This window comes from Rodentibacter sp. Ppn85, from assembly GCF_001999335.1.
Lineage (GTDB): Bacteria > Pseudomonadota > Gammaproteobacteria > Enterobacterales > Pasteurellaceae > Rodentibacter.
This window is the reverse complement of sequence record NZ_MLHS01000008.1, coordinates 1-18,765: the sequence shown is the minus strand read 5'-3', so window position 1 is coordinate 18,765 and position 18,765 is coordinate 1. Positions and strand designations below refer to the sequence as shown.

Below are 18,765 nucleotides of genomic sequence, written 5' to 3'. Positions count from 1 at the left end.
CTAAGGAAATCTTATGAAATTAAAGCCTTTATTTATACTTACAACAGCATTAACTATAACAGCCTGCTCTTCTAATGAGCCAAGTGTTAACCCTCGTTTATTGAAAGCATCGACGTATTCACTTTCTATTTACGCAACAGATCGTGCAAATATCAATGTTTACTCTCCAAAAGATGATTCGGTCGCAGTGGTAAGTGATGAAGCATCGGCTGAGTTTGAAGAAGTACTTGATGTATCGAAAAGCCAGGTAAAACGTCCAATGACAACCACAGAATATAGAAAGAATGTGACTGCCAATAGTTCGAATTCAGATAAACAAATTATTGAACAAGAAAATGGAAAAGCAGATGCAAGAGCTACGCCTGTTATGCTGAAAGTTTTTCAATTAACAGATAAGTCTCTATTCCTAAGTAGCACATATGATGATTTTAGAGGTAATGATTTTACCGACTCGTTAGGTAAAACCTATGTTTCGAATATTGACCTAATCGTAGCACCAAATCAGTTCAGATTTGTTGATTCGGAAGCGATGAATGAGAAAACTCATTATATTGGCGTGGTAGCATTATTTAATGGTTATGAAAACCGTAAATGGAAAGGTATTGTACAAGTAAAACCAAAAGGTGGGGAAAGCTATCCTTTGCTAATCCGCGTATTAGATTCTAAAGTTGAAATTTATAAGGATAACTAATGTCTCTATCAAATCGTGTTTTATGGAAAGAAGGTCTATTTATTCGACCTCAACATTTTCAACAAGAAAGCCGTTTTTTAACATCGCAATTGAAGCAAGTTATTGATATTTCGGCTTATAATTTAGGTTTTGAGAAAATTGCATTTGATCAACAGCAGCTTTCTTTTGGAAAGGTAGGGCTTACTGAATGTAAAGGGGTGATGCCCGATGGAACACTTTTTGATTTACCTCTAACAGATAGCCTGCCTTCTCCGATTAGTGTGGATAGCAACCTAGTAGGGGAAACCCTCTACCTTTGTTTACCTATTATTTCTAGCGGGGAGGGTGAAATTAAATATTCTGCAACTAATTTAGATTCGGTTGATTCACGAAGTGAGATTATTTTTACGGAAGTGAAAGATTCTCATAGTGAGAATGGGAGTTACACCCAACTTGAATTGCTAAAAAATCAATATTTCATAAAGTCCTCATTAGATGATCTAAGTAATTATGTTTCTTTACCTATTGCAAGAATCAAAGACATAACACTAGATCATCAAGTCATATTAGACGAGGGTTTTTACCCTATGTCATTGCATATCAACGCAATGCCGCTATTTATTAAGAAGTTAGCCGAGTTATCAGATTTAATTTTATTAAGGGCACAAAATATTGTAAACCGAATTGGTCGTCCGGAACAATCTGGAGTGGCTGATGTTAATGATTTCCTCATGCTTTTAACTCTTAATAGAGTTTCTCCTTTAGTAAAAAGCATCGTTAAGTTAGGAAAATCTCACCCCCTATCAGTGTATGAATTGCTTGCTTCATTGCGTAGTGAGTTGGCAACTTTTGTATTAAAGGAACGTTTTTCAGAGACTTTCTATGAATATCTTCATGATAATCCGGCGGCTTCATTAAATCCGCTATTTAGTGATATTAAATCTTACTTAAGCGTGGTGACAAATACAAAAGTAGTACCATTACCGGTTGTCGCACATCAGTATGGCGTTTATACCGCTCAAGTTAATGATTCGTCACTCTATTCTTCAGCTGAATTTATTATTGCAATTAAAGCGCATTTACAGCCGGATTTGTTAAAAACTCAGTTTATTCAACAAACTAAAATATCCAGTATTGAAAAAATTAATCAATTGATTCATTTACAGTTACCGGGTGTACCGGTAAACGCTTTACCTGTTGCACCAAGGTACTTGCCTTATCATTCTGGCTTTATGTATTTCCAATTGGATAAAACATCACCATATTGGGAGAATTTGCTAACCTCGTCCGGATTTGGTTTCCATATAACAGGAAATTATCCGGGGTTAGAGATTGAATTTTGGGCAATTCGTGGAGATTTAGCATAATGAATAATCGTGAATTATTAAATACCTATAATCCTTCCATTGATGAGCCTTCAGGGCGAGTAGTCATTACAAATAATGTGCCGGTAATTAATGAGAAAACAGATCTTCTTTATGAGCAAGTTGTCAATGTTGACTTTGATATTGACTACGACTTTCAGTTACAGACACATTCCTATAATGCCTTAATTGAATTGGCAAATCCATTGCTGGCAACGGCACTTCGGTTAAAAAAGATATCTCATTTAGAAGATATAGGAAGTCTTTATTCCAGAATGCAAAATGAAGTGATGGTATTGAGTGAAAAAGTAAAAGAATTGAATTATGACAGTGCTTTTCAACTCTCGTTCAGATACTGCGTGTGCACATTTATTGATGAAATTGTTATGGCAACGCCTTGGGGAAACTCCTCGATTTGGGGACAACGTTCTTTATTAGCTCATTTCCATAATGAGACCTGGGGAGGGGAAAAGTTTTATTCGATTTTGTCAAGAACGATGCTAGAACCGGAAAAATATTATGAATTACTGGAGTTTATGTACATTTGCCTTGCTCTTGGATTCAAAGGGCAGTATGCAATTGGGCCACATGGTCAAGAAAACATTCAAAACACATTAATTAAATTACAAAAGACGCTTAGACCATTACGAGGATATGACTATCAAAGAAGTCAGCAGATACATCTCTATAAAAGGGATTATACGGTGAAAAAACCATTATCACTAAATCGCTTTGTATGGGGAACTTTGCTTGTCTTTGCGTTAATTTACTTCTTATATAGCATGTTTTTAGATTCATATTCGACTGAAATTATTAATAACGTCAATGATATTATCAATAATATGTAGCAATGAGGATCCTTTTGATGACACTACGTTTATCTTTTATATGTAAAACGATACTTGCTTCTTTCTTATCAATATACTCTATAAGTGCTTTATCACAAGGGAGACTGGAACAAGCTGAACAATGTGTTTCAATCAAATCAAATATTAATCGCCTTGCTTGTTTTGACAGCGCATTTAATACACCGGTTAGAGAACAAGTGATTGATGAGCGTGTATTAGGTAACCTTGTGCCCAAATTGGTTGGTGATATTTTTACATTGGCAAAAGATGATGTCGGGAATTCTGCGGTTGAAAATAGCTTAGAGTTGGCTTTACTAAGTAATGATGGGGATGCCTCAGTGTACATTGCCTGTAAAGATAATATAACAAGGTTTCAAATAGCATTGGCTAAACCGGTTAAGCATAGTTTGCTGAATGTGCATATTGCTAATACTGAAACGAATCAAACGGCCTCTAAAATTGATTGGCAAAGCGCCGAACGAGGCTATTTACTTGATGCCGGTCGCGGACTTTATGCTATCAAACAACTAAAATCGATTTTATATATTGATACATTTTCTGTTTCCCTTCCCCAAGAGAATCGTCAGTACATCTTCAAAAACCATGGGCTTGCCTCTCAGGTTGCACCAATAAGAAAAGAATGTGGTTGGTAATATGAAATATCAAAATATTTTGGATGATATTGCCGGGGAGTATTTTCCGGTTGGTATTCCGGATGAGGGAAGCCAGCTCTTCTTTACTATTGATGAACAAGTCATGAAGTTTGGTTCTTTACAACATGACACAATCGATTGGAACGGGCTTATTTCAAATTCTCATCAATATTTAGTTGAAAATTGCAAAGATTATAAGGTATTACAATATTTAGGATATGCTTTACTTTACAAAGAATTTAAGTCTAATTTGATTGAGTTTCTGTCGTTATTTTCAGAATTTAATAAGAAATTTCTTTTTAACGCTTATCCTAAACCTTCAGCAGATAATACGATTAATCGATTTAAAGTAAAGTCAATCTCACTGATTCTTGAACGTTTTGAAAATGCAATATCAAATAACCTTGAGGTAAAATTTACAGCTAAAGAGAGTGAGACGGTTAATCAGCTCACAGAAGCACTTTTAAACCAATTAAGAGAATATATCCCTAATGCGGAATCGATTTTAGTTCGGTTACAACGTTTTATAAAAGAGCGGTCAGATTCTGTTGAGAATATTTTACTTAATAAAGAGAATGACGTAAGCCAAAGCAATAATACATTACCAGCAGGGGCGGTTCGTACATCAAAGACGGTTTCTGAAACAACTTCGTTAAATATTCCGGATATAAATGAGTTTCAACTGACAAATTCTAGACAGTTAAAGCAGTTCTATTTACAAGTGGCCGATACAAGTTGTAAATTGCAACCTTCATCAATATTAGGCTATGTCAGCCGTCGTTTTGGATTATGGCATAATATTACGCAATTACCGGAGATGAATGAACAAGGCATTACTGCAATGCAGTCTGTTCCGATTGATAAAATCAGTGATTATCGAGATAAAGTGGTTTCATCTCCAAGTATTGAATTACTTGAGCGAATTGAAAAAACGCTAACAACAAGCCCATATTGGATTGAGGGTAGCTATTTATCGGCAAAATGTTGTGAAGCATTAAAGTTTCAAGATGTAGCCAAGTCTATCAGAAATGTAACAAAGCAGTTTGTTGAAAAGTTTCCTGCATTTCATTTGGCTAAGTTTCAAAATGGTGACTTATTTTTAAGTCATTCTGTTTCTGATTGGCTTTTTGAAGAGGATAGTGCCAATACAATATCTCAAGGTGTGATACAAAATCAGCCGGATAATGGTTTTGATGAACTTTATTTATCGGAAGGTTTTGTTGCTGTACTCAAAAAAATTGATGAGCAACTAAAATCTGTGAAGGATATTCGTGCAAAACATTATTTACAAATTGAAAAAATACGTTTCTTTTTAAAAGAAGGTATGGTTTCTATTGCACTTAATGAGCTCTCAGAACTGAATAATATTTGTAGAAAATATACTGTTGAAGAGTGGGATAGCTCCTTCTTTATTCAACTGGAAAAATTAAAAGATCAATTATTAAGGGATAATGAATGAATTACTTGAACCGATTATTAGGAATTTTTCGTCAGTTTACACGCCCTATTTTTTCACATCTTAAAAATTCACTTCCTGTGTTATTTGCATTAGGCCTTATCCTCATTTTTATTGGGATTTGGACTTATGGAAGTTCTTGGAGTTTCTCTGGTCTTTCAAATGAGGAAGGTTGGGATTATAAACTTGCTAAACAAGTTGGAATGGGAAGTCGAATTATTGCAACAGTAATTGTTTTGCTAACTTTAGCTATTATTGCGATTTTAAAACTTCAATTAAGAAATCTTCGTTTAAACAAAGAAAAGAATGAATTAGAAAAACAACAAGAAGAAAAAGACGTTATTCTCCCGTATATTAAAGAGCAAGATGATAGTCTTGAGTTAATGTCTGAATCACTAAAGAATCATTTATCTAATAAAGATTATATGTACCAACTTCCTTGGTATATGGTGCTTGGTTCGCATAAGGCGGGAAAAACAAGTTTTATTAATCGCTCTAACCAGAAATTTACACTAACAGCCTCAGAAAGAACTTCTAAACGCTATATGCGTGAGAATTCTTTATATCAAATTGATTGGTGGGCAAGTGATGATGCGATTTTATTTGATCCCGAAGGAGGGATGATTCAACAGCTGGGGACTGAGCGTGATCAGGATGGAAAAATTGCAAAAGGATTGTGGAAACATTTGCTTGATTGGATTAGTGATGTTCGTCCGCAAAGACCTATTAACGGTATCATTTTAGTTGTAGATCTTCCGAAATTAATTGCAGCAAATCACAGTGACAGACAGGCATTAGCTGTGATATTACGCAATCGAATTCGTGAGGTTACGGAACAATTTGGTGCGCGTGTACCAGTGTATGTTGTTTTAAATAAAGTAGATCTTATTGAAGGTTTTGAAACATTTTATCGTGATTTAAAGCAATCGGAGCGCCATAAAAATTTAGGTTTCTCTTTTACCTTGAATACTGATGAACAAATTGATAACTGGACGAAAGAGTTCGCAGAGAGTTATGCTGCATTTGTAAAAGAAGTGGAAGAGCTCATCTTTGATAAATTAGCCTCCACGATTTCACAAGAAGATCGTGAATCTCTTTATATGTATGCGCGTCAATTAGGTGGAATGAAAGATATTTTGCTTCAGTTTATTAGCGATATCTTAGAGAGCGATCGTTTTACTACCACCCCTTATGTTCGAGGCGTTTACTTTTCTTCTATTTTCCAAGAGGGGATTCCGATGGATTTCTATCAAGCTGCGATTTCTAAGCAGTTTGATTTACCTCATGTTATACCAAGTTATCAGCCTGAGCGTACTCAGAGAGCTTATTTTACATATAATTTTTTCCAAAATATCATTTATCCCGAAGCTGGACTTGTTAGTGATAATAAAAAAGAAATTCGTCGTAATAAGCGTAAATTTATATTTGGTGCCGTTGCTGTTGCCGTATGTGGAATTTGCATTTTAGCAACCTGGCATAATTACTTTTATCAAAATAAAACGACTTCAGTGAAAATCTTAAGGCTGACCGAAGAATTTCGCCAAATGAATATTAGCCAATCTATGGATCCAACCGGACGTAACCTATTAAAACCATTAAATATATTGCGTCAAGCGACCTATGGTTACGGAAATTACGAAGAGGCTTTACCGGTGATTGAGGATTTTGGTTTATACCAAGGTAAGAAAGTCGGTGAAAAGGTAAGTGAAGCTTACAAGAAATTTCTTTCTGAACGTTTTTTACCTGAGATTGCTATGGGATTAATTGAGCAAATGGATGCTTTACCGGAAGATAGCAACGAAGGATTAGAGCTGTTGCGTGTTTATCGTATGATTGATGATATGGCAAACCGAAAAGTGAAGATTCCGGAACAGTGGATGACAAAATATTTGCAAAAGAATTATCCTAAAAATCCTGATATTCAACGTCAGCTCATGGCTCATTTTAGTTATGCAATGAAGCACGTTGATCCCGATTTAAGTATGTTTGATAAAAAAATTGCAGATAAACAGCAAGAATATAGCAAATTGCCATTGGCTGATCGTGTGTACCAAAACTTCAAAATTTTGGCAAATACTGAATTGCAACCCGCAACGGATTTGAAAGCCGAGATTGGTCAGAGTTTTGCAACGATATTTAAAACGGATTTAACACCGGAAGATCCTAAAACCTTCTTTAAGGATAAAAATATCAGTTGGTATGGTACGTTGATTAGCCCATTATTTACCGATTGGGCATATAAAGATTTTTATGATCCGAAAGCACAAGATTTATTGCAACTCGCCGCAATTGATGCTTGGGTTCTAGGTAAGCAGCAAACTACAAATTATTCAAAAGAAGATCTCATTAATTTATCAGAGCAAATTCGCGAGCGTTATATTGCTGATTATATCCAAACTTGGCAAGAAGCATTAAATAACTTAGAAATAATTCGTTTTGTTGACTTACGCCATGCTGTTGATGTATTAGAGGCATTAACAAGTAATGAAAAACCATTGCAAAAAATGATTAATTTGCTTGATAAAAATAGTGATATTTATCCAAGTTTATCGGGAATTAATGCCGAAAATAGTAATGATAATTCAAATGTGGCTACTGCAAATCAAATGGCGTCATTACAAATTGGTCATCATTTCGCGCCTTTAATTAATGAGGTAAAAGTAACATCTAATGCTGATCAACCGCACATGGATACGGTGATGAAAAAATTGTCTGAATTGAAGTTTTATATGCAAACGATTCAGAAATCACCGGAGCCGTCTCAAACGGCATTGAAAGCTATTATGTCTGAGCTTAATTTAGAACGAACTAATCCTACGGTTGACTTAAAACGCTTGGCAAATGAGATGGCAGAGCCACTTTCTATTCAACTGAATAGGGTGGCGGATGAGGCTTGGACACTTGAATTAAAAACAGCTTTGAACGAGATTAATACATTATGGAATCGTAATGTATATAGTTTTTATCAAAACAGGATAGCAAACCGTTATCCATTAAATCGTAAAGCAACGCAAAGTGTTTCACTTGATGATTTCCGTGAGTTTTTTGGACCAAACGGACGGGTACAACGTTTTTATGATAGCTATTTGAAATTTTTCTTAGAAGATAATGCTGAACTTTCAATAGTTAATGGAGAAAGCGTAATTTCTTCAGAATTTTTGACCGCACTTCAGGATTTACAAAATATTCAGAGAAATTACTTTGATACGTCCGGTAACGTTAGTATTTCCTTCAGCCTAAAACCCCTAGGTCTTTCTGGAAAATTTACAGCATCGACCTTTAATATTGACGGACAGTTATTGAAATATAGTCATGAAATTCCATCGGCAAGTCGTTTAATTTGGCCGAATACGACACGTCAGGATGTAGAAACAAGTTTAACTCTTGTGACTTCAATGGGAGAAACGTCAACACTTCGTCGTACCGGTGAATGGTCATTATTTAAAGTATTGGATCAAGCTGCCAAAAAAGCAAACGGACAATCTGTGGATCTTTCATTTAAGTTAAATGGTGGCGCGATTAATTATCGATTGACGGTAGAAAATGGCTCAAATCCTTTCTTTGGCGGTATGTTGAGTGGTTTCAGATTACCATCCAAACTACTTGATACGGAAAAAGATACCAAAGATCTCATTGAACCAATGGAAATTTTTGAGGATGAAATTGAATTACCCGAAAGTAATTAGCCAAATTAGCTTATGACTTCTAATAAAAGGGAAATAGATAATATTTCCCTTTTTTAATAGAAAAAAGTAAGTTTTGTCAGAAAATAAAAAAAGCTAAACAGTTCCCTATTTAGCTTTTTTACAAAGTTTATAAAATTAAACTTGTGGTCTGCGCCAGTCGTCAGAGCCTGATGTACCAGCAATAGTATGATCCCAGTTAATTTTGCGATAACTCATGCTAACTTCTAATAATTGAGTATATGGTGCATTGCTTGGATCTTGTGCATTTGGCATCACTAAATTCATATCAACAATTACTGCGTCTTCTAATACAGTTGAGAAAAATTCTTCTTGACGACCATCAATAGAAGTGCGAAACCAAGTAACTTCAACTTTTGGTAACATTTCTCCGGAAGCTAATGCGTTATACATTAAAGGTACTGCTTTGTTTAAAGAGCAAGTAAATTTAAATGCTTTGTGAACACGTTGACCGGACGGTTGACCGGATTGAGGATCAGTCGGAACGGTTACGATATGGCTAATTGCTTGTGCCATGATCTCATCTTCATGACCTTCAACATAAACATTACCGACAGAGTCTTCGGTAAATGCGCCTGCTGTAATTTTTCCTTGATTACTACCTTCGATAGAGATAAACGCTGGAGTAGGCATAAAATTCTCCTAATGATGTTAAAGATTAAATAGTTGTGTCTATAATAGACAGACATAACTATATCAAATTAAATAGCATTTAACATTAAATTTCATTCAAACTAGGAAAGTTTTTTTATATTTCATGTTTATGTATTGAAGGGAAAAAATATAGTTTTTGTTTATAAGAAATTTCTCCCATTCCTGATTAAAGGCGAGAATGGCTTACTCTGCTTTTTTCGTCTGAAAACGGGGCGGCAAATAAACACAAAACTGTTACAAAATGCGATTAACGGATTAAACCAAGGAATGCGATACCAAGAATGAATATATTGCATAAATTCCGGATTTTCTCATTAAAATTAACGAAATAAAGTGCGGTCAAATTTACCTCTGTTTTTAATCATCGCGCCAAGTCCAACGATGATCCACTTCGTTGTAAAACCCTTGTTGTTTAAGGTTGTTATTGATTTCTTGTTGGCGCTTTTGAACGGCGTGATAACGGAGTTGTTGCTGTTTCGGGCTGAGTTTGTTCCATTCGGCTTGGTATTCGGCAATGGCTTTTTCTGCCTTTTTACGGTGAAAAAAAGGAAAGTAAATCGGGCTAAGGCTGTTGCAAAAGGCGATTAGCGGTCGGCACCAAGGAGTGCGGTAACATCTGCCGATATGCTGTAAAAATTCCGGATTGTCTTGCGTAAAAAATTCCCGCATTGCACGCACAATATGCTCATTATGCTCCGAATTGGGAGTGGGGTAAATCCCTAAGAAAAAACCGTCTCGGGCTTTTCCCTCAAAAAGTTTTAACGTGACAGATAGTGAAAAATGTTGCCCCCTTCCAAAGGGATAAATGCTAAAGCGATTATATAAAATACCGGAAAGAGGATCGCCTTTCTCCGGTACAGGAACCACACCGGTACCGACAATATTTTGACTGTAAAACACCCGATATTTTCGGTTTAGCCGTAGGGTTCGGTGGTGAGGATAAAAAAATAAGAAAATAATGGATAGTAAAAAGAAAAAATCCAAATAAATTTTATTTAATAAAATAAACTCACCATCTAAGTGAAGATCTTTATATTTTTCATAAGGTATTGGAGGATATTTTTCTGGATGACGAGAAAAATAATCTGGATCCGATTTAACAAGAACATATTTCTCATATTGAGGTAGCAACTTTTTGTCTGGGGCAAATGCCCATATATAATCTTCTTTTAGCGTATTATACAATGTTGAGAGTGGTGTTTTTTTGTGAGTTAAGTCATTTATACTAACAATTAATAAAATTCCTATAATCGTTATTCTAAATAAACCTCTTAAAAAACCATCAAGAAAAGATAGTTTAATTTCGATTTCATCATCGTTAATTTTTCTTATTGAAAAGCCTAATTGTTTAAAAATTGCTTCTTTTTTCATATTATTTCTTTTATATTTTTCAATGCCGGAGAGGTTTCCTTCTCATCCCAATCATTATTCACTTCATTATGTAATCCTTGGGCTAATAATCGTTCGTTCAGTTCTTTTTGGCGTTGGATAACACGGGCGAATTTTTGCATTTTTTGTTTATAAGAAAGCTTATCCCATTCTTGTTTAAAGGTGAGAATAGCTTGCTCTGCTTTTTTTCGTCTGAAAACAGGGAAGCGAATAAAGGCAAAACTATTACAAAATGCGATTAACGGATTAAACCAAGGAATGCGATACCAAGCATGAATATATTGCATAAATTCGGGATTTTCCTCTGTAAAATAGGCTCTCATCGCTTTGATTAAATGCATATTGTGATTTTTATTGGGTAAAGGATAGCAACCTAGAAGACCTCCGTCAGTGGCTTCCCCCTCATCTAAATCTAATTTGAAAAATAGTGAACAATCGCCTTTTCCGCCAAACATATAAATACTAAAACGATCGTATAAAATACCCGAAAGCGGATCGCCTTTATCCGGCACCGGTACAATAGAATGCCCTTTCCAATTTTGAAGATAGATCACCCGATGTTTTCGGTTGAGGCGTAATGTTCTTGGGGTTGGGTAAATAAATAAGAACAATACAAACAAAAAGACAATAAATTTAACGCCTAACCAAAATTTAGTTTTTTGAATACGACTACTGTAATCCGATTTATACTCCTCATAGGTATCAGGTGTTTTTTTTATTTTAAATAATTCAATAAATTCTTTATTATCATAAACTTTTAAATAATCATTATATCTTCTCTTTAATTCTTTATCGGGATAAAATCCCCATTGAATATCTAGCATTATAGGTCTATATATACTAGATAGCGGAGCCTCTCCTCTCCGAGCATCGGAAAAAGCAGCAATTACAAAGAAACCAATGATTAGAAATCTGAAAACGCCGCGATAGAAACCGCTTAAAAAGGAATGTCTGATTTCAATTTCATCGTTATTGGTTTTTCTTATTGAAAGGCCTAGTTGTTTAAAAATCTCTTTTTTCTTCATTCTATCCCTCATAATTAAATGTAGCGTTAGCTTTTGAACCTAATTCTCTCGGTAATTTTAACGAAATAGACATTCTAAAAATACTACCGTCGTCTAAAATCACTTTATGATCATAGGGTTTTGTATAAACGCCTTGATATTGGATACCTTTAATTCTCACTACCCAAGGACGAGGATAATGAATAATTGCTTCTCCTTGAGCGGTAAAGTTAATTTTGGCGTATCTTTTATCCAGTTCATAGACTCCCTTGATTACCTTATTGACATAGGCTTTAAGGGAGGAGACTTTGATTTGTTGCGCAATCTCATTGCTATCAATATTCGGATGAGTGATTTTAAATGTATGGCGGTCAATTGCTTCAATTTTAGCTTGTTGTGAAAATGCAAAAAAACGTTTCATTTCTATTTGATAAAAGCTAAGAACTTCATTAAAGATTGTACTCTTACTAAATTGTTCGTCTAAAAATTTGTTTTTTTCAACTCTAGCTTCATCCCAGCCATAACCTTCAATTTCATTCCCCCAATATTTTTCACTATTCCCCCAAAATCCATTTTCAATCCATAACTCCATTTCCTCTTTTTTGAACGCGGAGAGGGCAAAGCCCACAAGTAATAATGCCCAGCCGATATAAGGGATTTTGCTTCCCAGTACCATTAATGCTCGCCCGATTATCATATGACCATTTGTAGTCAAAACAGTCCCTACTCCAAGTGCCGGCATAGCAAACACAAGTAACCCGCTTCCTACCCCTCGGCTCATTGCGCCCCAATAATCTAACTGATCGCCTTTGTAATGTGCTTCTAAGGCATTTGCCATTTCGACCAGAACGCCCACGCCGGCTAGTGCGGTGGTAAAGTTAAGTAAGCCGACTCTTGCCACACTCCAAGTGCTGGTAAACCTCATTCCGGTTTCTTTATGTATTGCGGCAAGAGACATTTTTCCATTTTGTTCGATAAATTTTAACCCCAGTTTACTTTCAGGGGCGACAGCTTCCGCATAGGCAAGCAAAATCGTTAATGTCGGATCATTGGCTATTTCTGCATATTTTGTATGGTATTTCTCATCACTGAGTAATGAAAAGACGGCAGACAGGCTGAGTAATTTCGTTGCGCCGCTTAGTTGTGTTTGTGCGGTGTCAAAAATGTGATGGGCATTATCATTAAGACGCAATGTTTCGGAATGTTTAATGATCTCTATTGTTCCTTGAGACTTTTTACGAGAATCGGCGATACGCTTCGCTTCTTGCCGAAGAACAACCGGAGTTAGCATTTCTTCTTTCCCAAAAATACCAACGGCACGATAAATGGTTTCGATCTCCCGTATCAGCTTTGTACGTTGATATTTTCGCTTACCATTTTGTTTATAGCTACCGCTTTGTATGATCTCTATTGCGGTTTCATTAATGACACGATCAAAGGAATAGGTATTAAAATGATGAAATTCAGCGACCGTTGCCAATGAATTTATCATCGTTTTAAAAGCAGTCATTGTTGTATTTAATAAGGGAACAAGCGCTTTAATATCTTCTTTCTGTTTAGGATTAAGCACATCATTACTCGGATCGAGCGTATAAATGAGCGCTTGTTGCCCGCTTTTAGTGTAATTAAAACCCCATAATAATCCGGACAGATAAGCGAAAAATGAGGAGGCGATATCCTGATAATGCGACCTCGCATAAATATTGCAATAAGATTCCAATCTACCGTATTGTTGGTTAATCAACATCGCTTTGGCTTTGGTGATATTTTCGATATTTCGATTTAATAAACTTGGAAGCTGAGCGATTTTATTTATCGTATTCACACCAGAAACAGCATCAAGTTCAAATTCCTCTTGCAACGTATCAACAATATTTTGTTCGCTGTTGTCTAGATGATATTCAGGTATAGGCAACTTTTTGTAAATTGATGATAATGTAATTTCAAACGGACTCCCCCAAGACGCACTATATAATTCATGTTCTTTCGCTGTATTTAATTTTTGTTTTGCATAACCATCTACGATTTGCGCGGTTGTAATGGCGTATTCGTATTTTTGCAATTTCTGATTTCTAAGGTCATCTAAATATTGAATATAGCAAGTTAAATCACGTAATGTGCCGATTGAATCATCAAGTGCAATAATGCGCCCTTTTTCACCTATTGGAATGATTGGCTGGTCAATAGTCGGTAAGCGTCCTATTGGAGTGAAACGTTTTTTATTTTCCTCCTCAGAGACTAGCTTTTCCTTAGGGTTAAAATCTGAAACGATGTTTGCTAACTCGTTAATATGAGCAATCGCTGCACCTTCTATTGTTTCAATATTCACCTTTCTAAACCAGAGCTTGCGGAGATCCGGTAATTTTTCAAGCTCTTTTAAAAATGAAATAGGCAATTCAAAATCGGAATAGCCAATTTCAATTTCAGTAATATAAGTATTGAGTTCAATATAAGGTTTATCTTTCTCTTTTTCTGCTTGCCATTCATTAGATAGATCTTCATCTTTACAAAAAAATTGGCGGAAATGGTAATCTAAAGGCGTATCAAAAGAGTGATTATAACTTCTGTTAATTGGCTTGGTTTCTGGTGAACGGTAGTGGTAGATATACCAAGCTTTTCCTACCGCTAAGGAGGCTTTAGCGGTAGCTTCTGTTGGAATGTATGTTGTAAAAATATATACAAAACCATTGCGTAAGCGACGTAGTTCATAATCCGAGCTTTTTAACCCCTCGGGTGGCTCAGAGACGTAGCCTAAACGGGTCTTTTCCAGAGCATTATTTGTTAATACTAAACGGGTAGGATAAATCACATAGCAGGTTTCACAGGGTTTAGTAATGCTATCCACCGATTTAGCCAAAGGCATTTTGATAGATTCATTTTTAGACATTTTTATTTCTCGCAAAATTCTAGTAATACGTAGCTTCGTTCGAGCGTATTGGCAATGTTATCGGTAAGCTCTTTTTCAATTTGAGTGAAGTCAATTTGTTTGTTCACTGCGTAATATTTTGCTAAAGCATAATTCGTTAATGCAATTTCTGCATCATAACCTTTTTTTCTTGCCTCAGTAAAATATTGAATGAGAACGGTCTCCTCACAATTTTTTAATCGTTCTGCGTAAGTTGTCTTTAAATAGCGAGCCAAGGTTTGAAAGTTTTCTTTCCGTTTCAATAACTTGAATCCCTCCATCTCCCAATCCGTCATTACGACTGCCGCCGGGAGCGTCTCTTCAGGCAAGGCTTTTAAGGTGTAGTAATGAAAGCTATTTTCAAATCCCGAACCAAAAGCGTAGATAATATTGTTATCGTAGCCAAAAAACTTATGCAATTTTGCTGGGCGTTTGGCAATGATATGGAGATAATTCCGTAAGACTTTCGGGTCGTAAAAGCGGAAAAAATGCCATTTGCCCCGTTCGTCCTGTAACATCGGGAATTTACGTAAATGTTGATACACCGTATCAAAATCCGCATAGGAATGAATAAAAATACCGAGATTATCTTCCCAGTTAAATTCATGTAAGGCGGATTTTAGGCTAAACAGCCCCATCATTTCACCGCTGTGAATATGTTCTTCATCACGAATCACTTCAACCAGATAAGGTGCAACCTTTGCCGTATCCTCACCGAACTTGCCTTGGAACAGGCTTTTCATTTTCGCTTTCAGGCTTAATGAAGAAAAGAAGGGCATTTTATTGGCATCCAGTACAAAATAAACCTTTAATGTAGGAGAGGGCGTGTCATTGCCATATTGAGAAAGATGTCGCTGTAAAACAGTCTTGTCAATTTGCGGCCGAGGGAAATTAAATTGAACGGGATTCTCTCTATTTTGAAAATCCAACAGATTGGGCGAAATAGGGAAATCCGGCCATAACAGCAAACCGACCTCTTCCGGCGCAAAGAGTTCGGGGACACGGTCAAGCTGCATATCAAGGGGCTCAATATTATCAATCACATGGCAATGCAGATAGTCAATATTTTCCTCCATAGCAGGCTGAGAGGGTTCATCGGTTAAGGGGATTACCCGTATTTCGTCTTCATCAAGTGTCGAGGCTTGGTGTAGCAACCAAGTTCGTCCATGGCGTTGAAAGAACAGATTTGCCGGAATAGGCGCCAGTTGGAAACGAAAGTAAGTTTGATGTTGTGAAAAATGCACTTGTACGCGTTGTTCAAATTCTTCGCGGGTTTGAACAAACGCCGCTAACGCAACAAATTGGTCTAGCTGATGAGCCGCTTGCACGTAAGCGGTGGCAAGCCAGAGGGATTTTTTCATAAAAAGCTCCGACCAAATATAGTAAAAAATAACCGCACTTTAAAGTAATATGCATAAAAAGCAATGTTAAAGTGCGGTCAAAATGTGAGAGGTTTTATGATGAATAATCTTGATTATTCTATATGAACCTGATATTCACCGTCTTCAAAGTTAAGGGTAATAGTCGACATTTTCTCTCCGCCGGCAATACGTTGAAGTAATGCCAATGAAAGCGGCGGTAAGAGTTGCCCTTCAAGAATCGCATCAACCAAGCGGGCACCGTTTGCATCAGCTTCACATTGTTTCTCGATATGCTCAAGAATGTTTTCTGCAATGGTGAATGTCGCTTTATAGCGTTCGGAAACTAACTTCTCTAATTTGGTGAGTTTGGCTTTTACAATGCGCTTCATTACATCCGTAGTTAAATAGTGATATTGAACAATTTGCATACGGGCAAGCAATGCTGGTTTAAAGAAAGAGAGCAGTGAACGACGAAGCTCTTCATCACTTTTCACCGCAAAACGATCATTTGCTGCGTCAAAGCCACAGTTTGAGGTAAGCATAAAGAGAATGTTTTTACAATCAATTAACCGCCCTTCGCCATCGGCAAGTTCCCCTTTATCGAACGCTTGATAGAATAAATTCAAGACGTCCGGATGGGCTTTTTCCACTTCATCTAATAAGACGATAGAGTACGGTTTTTGACGAATGGCTTCCGTAAGTAAACCGCCCTCGCCATAGCCTACATAACCCGGCGGTGAACCGATTAAACGGGAAACAGTGTGTTTTTCTTGGTATTCCGACATATTAATGGCAGTGAGGAATTGTTTGCCGCCAAAGATATGTTCGGCTATTTGAATAGCTGTTTCGGTTTTACCTACGCCACTTGGGCCGACCAGTAATAACGCCCCTAGTGGCGTACCGGCTCGGCGTAGATCAGCCATCGCGGTAAGTAGGTTTTTGTGAATTTGTTCAATGGCTTGGGATTGACCTTTAATGTTATCGTTTAGAATTTCAGGTAATTCGGTCAGCTTGGTTAATTCATCACCAGTCATGTTATTGACCGGAATACCGGTTAAATCGGCAATCACGGCGGTAATTTGCTGACGGCCTACTTCGGCGTGAATTAAGCATTCTTCCGGTTTAATGGCTTCGTATTCGGCTTTTTTCCCTTGCAATTGGTTGATCCATTGTTGACGTTCTTCTTCTGTATAGTCGGCTTCAGAATCGGAAAGTTTTTCACGCAATGCTAAGATTTCATCAACAAGTGCTTTTTGTGTTTCAAATCGAGTAGAAAGTGCGGTCTTTTCTTCCGCTAATTCTGCAAGTTTATTTTCTAATTTTGTTTTCACGCTATGATCAACGCTTTCACCGAGCTGATAATCACGATCAAATTCGTCAATCGCCACATTAATTTCATGGATCTTGTTATCTAAGTAACTCAAGCGTTTCGGCGGTGTATTTTTTGCTGTTGAAACGCGGGCGCAGGCAGTATCTAAAATATCAATGGCTTTATCCGGCAATTTTTTGGCAGCGATATAGCGTGCAGATAATTTCGTGACGGTTTCAAGCGCTTCGCCCGTGATGTAAACGCCGTGCGTTTTTTCATAAAGCGGTTTCAAACCACGTAAAATAACAATGCTTTCCTCAATAGAAGGTTCATCTACTTTCACTAACTGGAAACGGCGGGAAAGTGCCGGATCGCGTTCTACATATTTTTTGTATTCAGTCCAAGTGGTCGCCGCGATGGTGCGAAGTTCGCCACGAGCCAGAGCGGGTTTTAATAGGTTCGCAGCATCACTTCCGCCTTCATTGCCTCCGGCACCGATAAGCGTATGGGCTTCATCAATGAAAAGAATAATCGGTGTTGTACTATTTTTAACGAAATCAATCACGGCTTTTAAGCGTTTTTCAAATTCACCTTTAATGGATGCGCCCGATTGTAATGAGGCAAGATCAAGGCTCCAAAGCTCCACATTTTGTAAATGAGGCGGAACTTGTTTATTTACGATACGCAATGCCAAACCTTCAATGAGAGCGCTTTTTCCTACTCCTGCATCACCCACAACAATAGGGTTGTTTTTTCTTCTACGGGAAAGAATATCAATATTGGAATGTTGATTGCCTCGCAATAAAAGTGCGGTCAATTCTTCATGAGAAATTTCAAGTTTATTTAAGATAAAACGCACATCCGAGAAGGGATTCTCTAATGATTTAAGTAACAAGTGTGCGGGGAGTATTTCCGATTCACCACAACTAATAGCGTACGCCGCAGACTCTTCTAACATTAATTTAGAGACATCGTTTAATACTCCTAATGTCGCGCTCAAGTCAATTTTTATCATTATGTAGGCCCTCATATTTATAAAGCGGTGTAAAATATATCATAAAATTTGGATATTCTATTTTTTTACATTTAATTTAACCACAATTATTTTAATTATTTAGTTGTGTGCAAAATAAACATATTTGCTTTATACTGGAGACAGTTATTGTACTCAATAAAAGGATGATTTATGACAACCCAATCCGACTACTGCTATACTCTTGATAGCGGGGATAAATATCATTTTGATGTGGTGAGTTTTCAGTTAACCGAAGGGCTGTCCGAACCGTTTAAATTGGAATTAGACCTGTCGAGTTTTGACCCGAATATTCCTTTTTCCGCACTGATGGATAAACCGGTCACGTTTACGTTTTGGCAGGGCGATAGAGCGGTACGTTATGTGAATGGGATTGTCACGGGATTCGGGTTGGGCAAAACGGGCTTTGTGCGCA

Annotated in this window: 13 protein-coding genes; 7 read left to right on the top strand and 6 right to left on the bottom strand. The window is 36.8% G+C overall.

What is annotated here, in order from left to right; all coding sequences use genetic code 11:
* Positions 1-13 precede the first annotated feature (13 nt).
* The 6 genes from tssJ to tssM are packed head-to-tail and all read left to right on the top strand — an operon-like array spanning position 14 to position 8,677.
* Positions 14-691, top strand: coding sequence for a type VI secretion system lipoprotein TssJ (gene tssJ, locus BKL51_RS01095; protein WP_077464917.1), 678 nt, complete (start codon positions 14-16; stop codon positions 689-691).
* Positions 691-2,037 carry a type VI secretion system baseplate subunit TssK gene (gene tssK / locus BKL51_RS01090; protein ID WP_077464916.1) on the top strand — a complete coding sequence of 449 codons (1,347 nt, stop codon included), beginning with the start codon at positions 691-693 and terminating at the stop codon, positions 2,035-2,037. The genes tssJ and tssK overlap by 1 nt, the downstream gene beginning before the upstream one ends.
* Positions 2,037-2,882 carry a type IVB secretion system protein IcmH/DotU gene (icmH, locus tag BKL51_RS01085; protein WP_077464915.1) on the top strand — a complete coding sequence of 282 codons (846 nt, stop codon included), beginning with the start codon at positions 2,037-2,039 and terminating at the stop codon, positions 2,880-2,882. Before tssK ends, icmH begins: the two co-directional genes overlap by 1 nt.
* Positions 2,883-2,899: 17 nt before the next feature.
* Positions 2,900-3,535: a type VI secretion system-associated protein TagO gene (locus BKL51_RS01080; protein ID WP_077464914.1), complete on the top strand. Its 636-nt coding sequence runs from the start codon at positions 2,900-2,902 to the stop codon at positions 3,533-3,535.
* Position 3,536: 1 nt separating this feature from the next.
* Positions 3,537-4,994: a type VI secretion system protein TssA gene (tssA, locus tag BKL51_RS01075; protein ID WP_077464913.1), complete on the top strand. Its 1,458-nt coding sequence runs from the start codon at positions 3,537-3,539 to the stop codon at positions 4,992-4,994.
* Positions 4,991-8,677, top strand: coding sequence for a type VI secretion system membrane subunit TssM (gene tssM / locus BKL51_RS01070; RefSeq protein ID WP_077464912.1), 3,687 nt, complete (start codon positions 4,991-4,993; stop codon positions 8,675-8,677). Before tssA ends, tssM begins: the two co-directional genes overlap by 4 nt.
* Positions 8,678-8,812: 135 nt before the next feature.
* Here the strand turns inward: tssM and BKL51_RS01065 are convergent, their stop codons facing one another.
* The 6 genes from BKL51_RS01065 to tssH form a co-directional block, all read right to left on the bottom strand.
* Complete coding sequence (locus BKL51_RS01065) at positions 8,813-9,328, bottom strand: Hcp family type VI secretion system effector (protein ID WP_059365521.1); 516 nt, start codon at positions 9,326-9,328, stop codon at positions 8,813-8,815.
* Positions 9,329-9,706: 378 nt separating this feature from the next.
* Positions 9,707-10,720, bottom strand: coding sequence for a hypothetical protein (locus BKL51_RS01060; protein WP_077464911.1), 1,014 nt, complete (start codon positions 10,718-10,720; stop codon positions 9,707-9,709).
* Positions 10,717-11,562 carry a hypothetical protein gene (locus BKL51_RS01055; protein ID WP_233127067.1) on the bottom strand — a complete coding sequence of 282 codons (846 nt, stop codon included), beginning with the start codon at positions 11,560-11,562 and terminating at the stop codon, positions 10,717-10,719. Before BKL51_RS01055 ends, BKL51_RS01060 begins: the two co-directional genes overlap by 4 nt.
* A 202-nt stretch (positions 11,563-11,764) precedes the next feature.
* Positions 11,765-14,629 (bottom strand): toxin VasX, encoded by a 2,865-nt coding sequence (locus BKL51_RS01050; RefSeq protein WP_077464909.1) that lies wholly within the window; start codon positions 14,627-14,629, stop codon positions 11,765-11,767.
* Between the two features lie 2 nt (positions 14,630-14,631).
* Positions 14,632-16,008: a DUF4123 domain-containing protein gene (locus BKL51_RS01045; RefSeq protein ID WP_077464908.1), complete on the bottom strand. Its 1,377-nt coding sequence runs from the start codon at positions 16,006-16,008 to the stop codon at positions 14,632-14,634.
* Positions 16,009-16,121: 113 nt separating this feature from the next.
* Entirely contained in the window at positions 16,122-18,332 is a 2,211-nt protein-coding gene (gene tssH, locus BKL51_RS01040; protein WP_077464907.1) for a type VI secretion system ATPase TssH, read from the bottom strand.
* A 171-nt stretch (positions 18,333-18,503) separates the two neighbouring features.
* Here tssH and BKL51_RS01035 point away from each other — a divergent pair.
* The coding region (locus BKL51_RS01035) for a contractile injection system protein, VgrG/Pvc8 family (protein WP_255372284.1) at positions 18,504-18,765 on the top strand (262 nt) is incomplete at its 3' end.

Bases quoted from the DNA above. Each gene is read 5' to 3' on its own strand.
- tssJ (WP_077464917.1), top strand. From the start codon at position 14: ATGAAATTAAAGCCTTTATTTATACTTACAACAGCATTAACTATAACA.
- tssK (WP_077464916.1), top strand. From the start codon at position 691: ATGTCTCTATCAAATCGTGTTTTATGGAAAGAAGGTCTATTTATTCGA.
- icmH (WP_077464915.1), top strand. From the start codon at position 2,037: ATGAATAATCGTGAATTATTAAATACCTATAATCCTTCCATTGATGAG.
- BKL51_RS01080 (WP_077464914.1), top strand. From the start codon at position 2,900: ATGACACTACGTTTATCTTTTATATGTAAAACGATACTTGCTTCTTTC.
- tssA (WP_077464913.1), top strand. From the start codon at position 3,537: ATGAAATATCAAAATATTTTGGATGATATTGCCGGGGAGTATTTTCCG.
- tssM (WP_077464912.1), top strand. From the start codon at position 4,991: ATGAATTACTTGAACCGATTATTAGGAATTTTTCGTCAGTTTACACGC.
- BKL51_RS01065 (WP_059365521.1), bottom strand. From the start codon at position 9,328: ATGCCTACTCCAGCGTTTATCTCTATCGAAGGTAGTAATCAAGGAAAA.
- BKL51_RS01060 (WP_077464911.1), bottom strand. From the start codon at position 10,720: ATGAAAAAAGAAGCAATTTTTAAACAATTAGGCTTTTCAATAAGAAAA.
- BKL51_RS01055 (WP_233127067.1), bottom strand. From the start codon at position 11,562: ATGCTAGATATTCAATGGGGATTTTATCCCGATAAAGAATTAAAGAGA.
- BKL51_RS01050 (WP_077464909.1), bottom strand. From the start codon at position 14,629: ATGTCTAAAAATGAATCTATCAAAATGCCTTTGGCTAAATCGGTGGAT.
- BKL51_RS01045 (WP_077464908.1), bottom strand. From the start codon at position 16,008: ATGAAAAAATCCCTCTGGCTTGCCACCGCTTACGTGCAAGCGGCTCAT.
- tssH (WP_077464907.1), bottom strand. From the start codon at position 18,332: ATGATAAAAATTGACTTGAGCGCGACATTAGGAGTATTAAACGATGTC.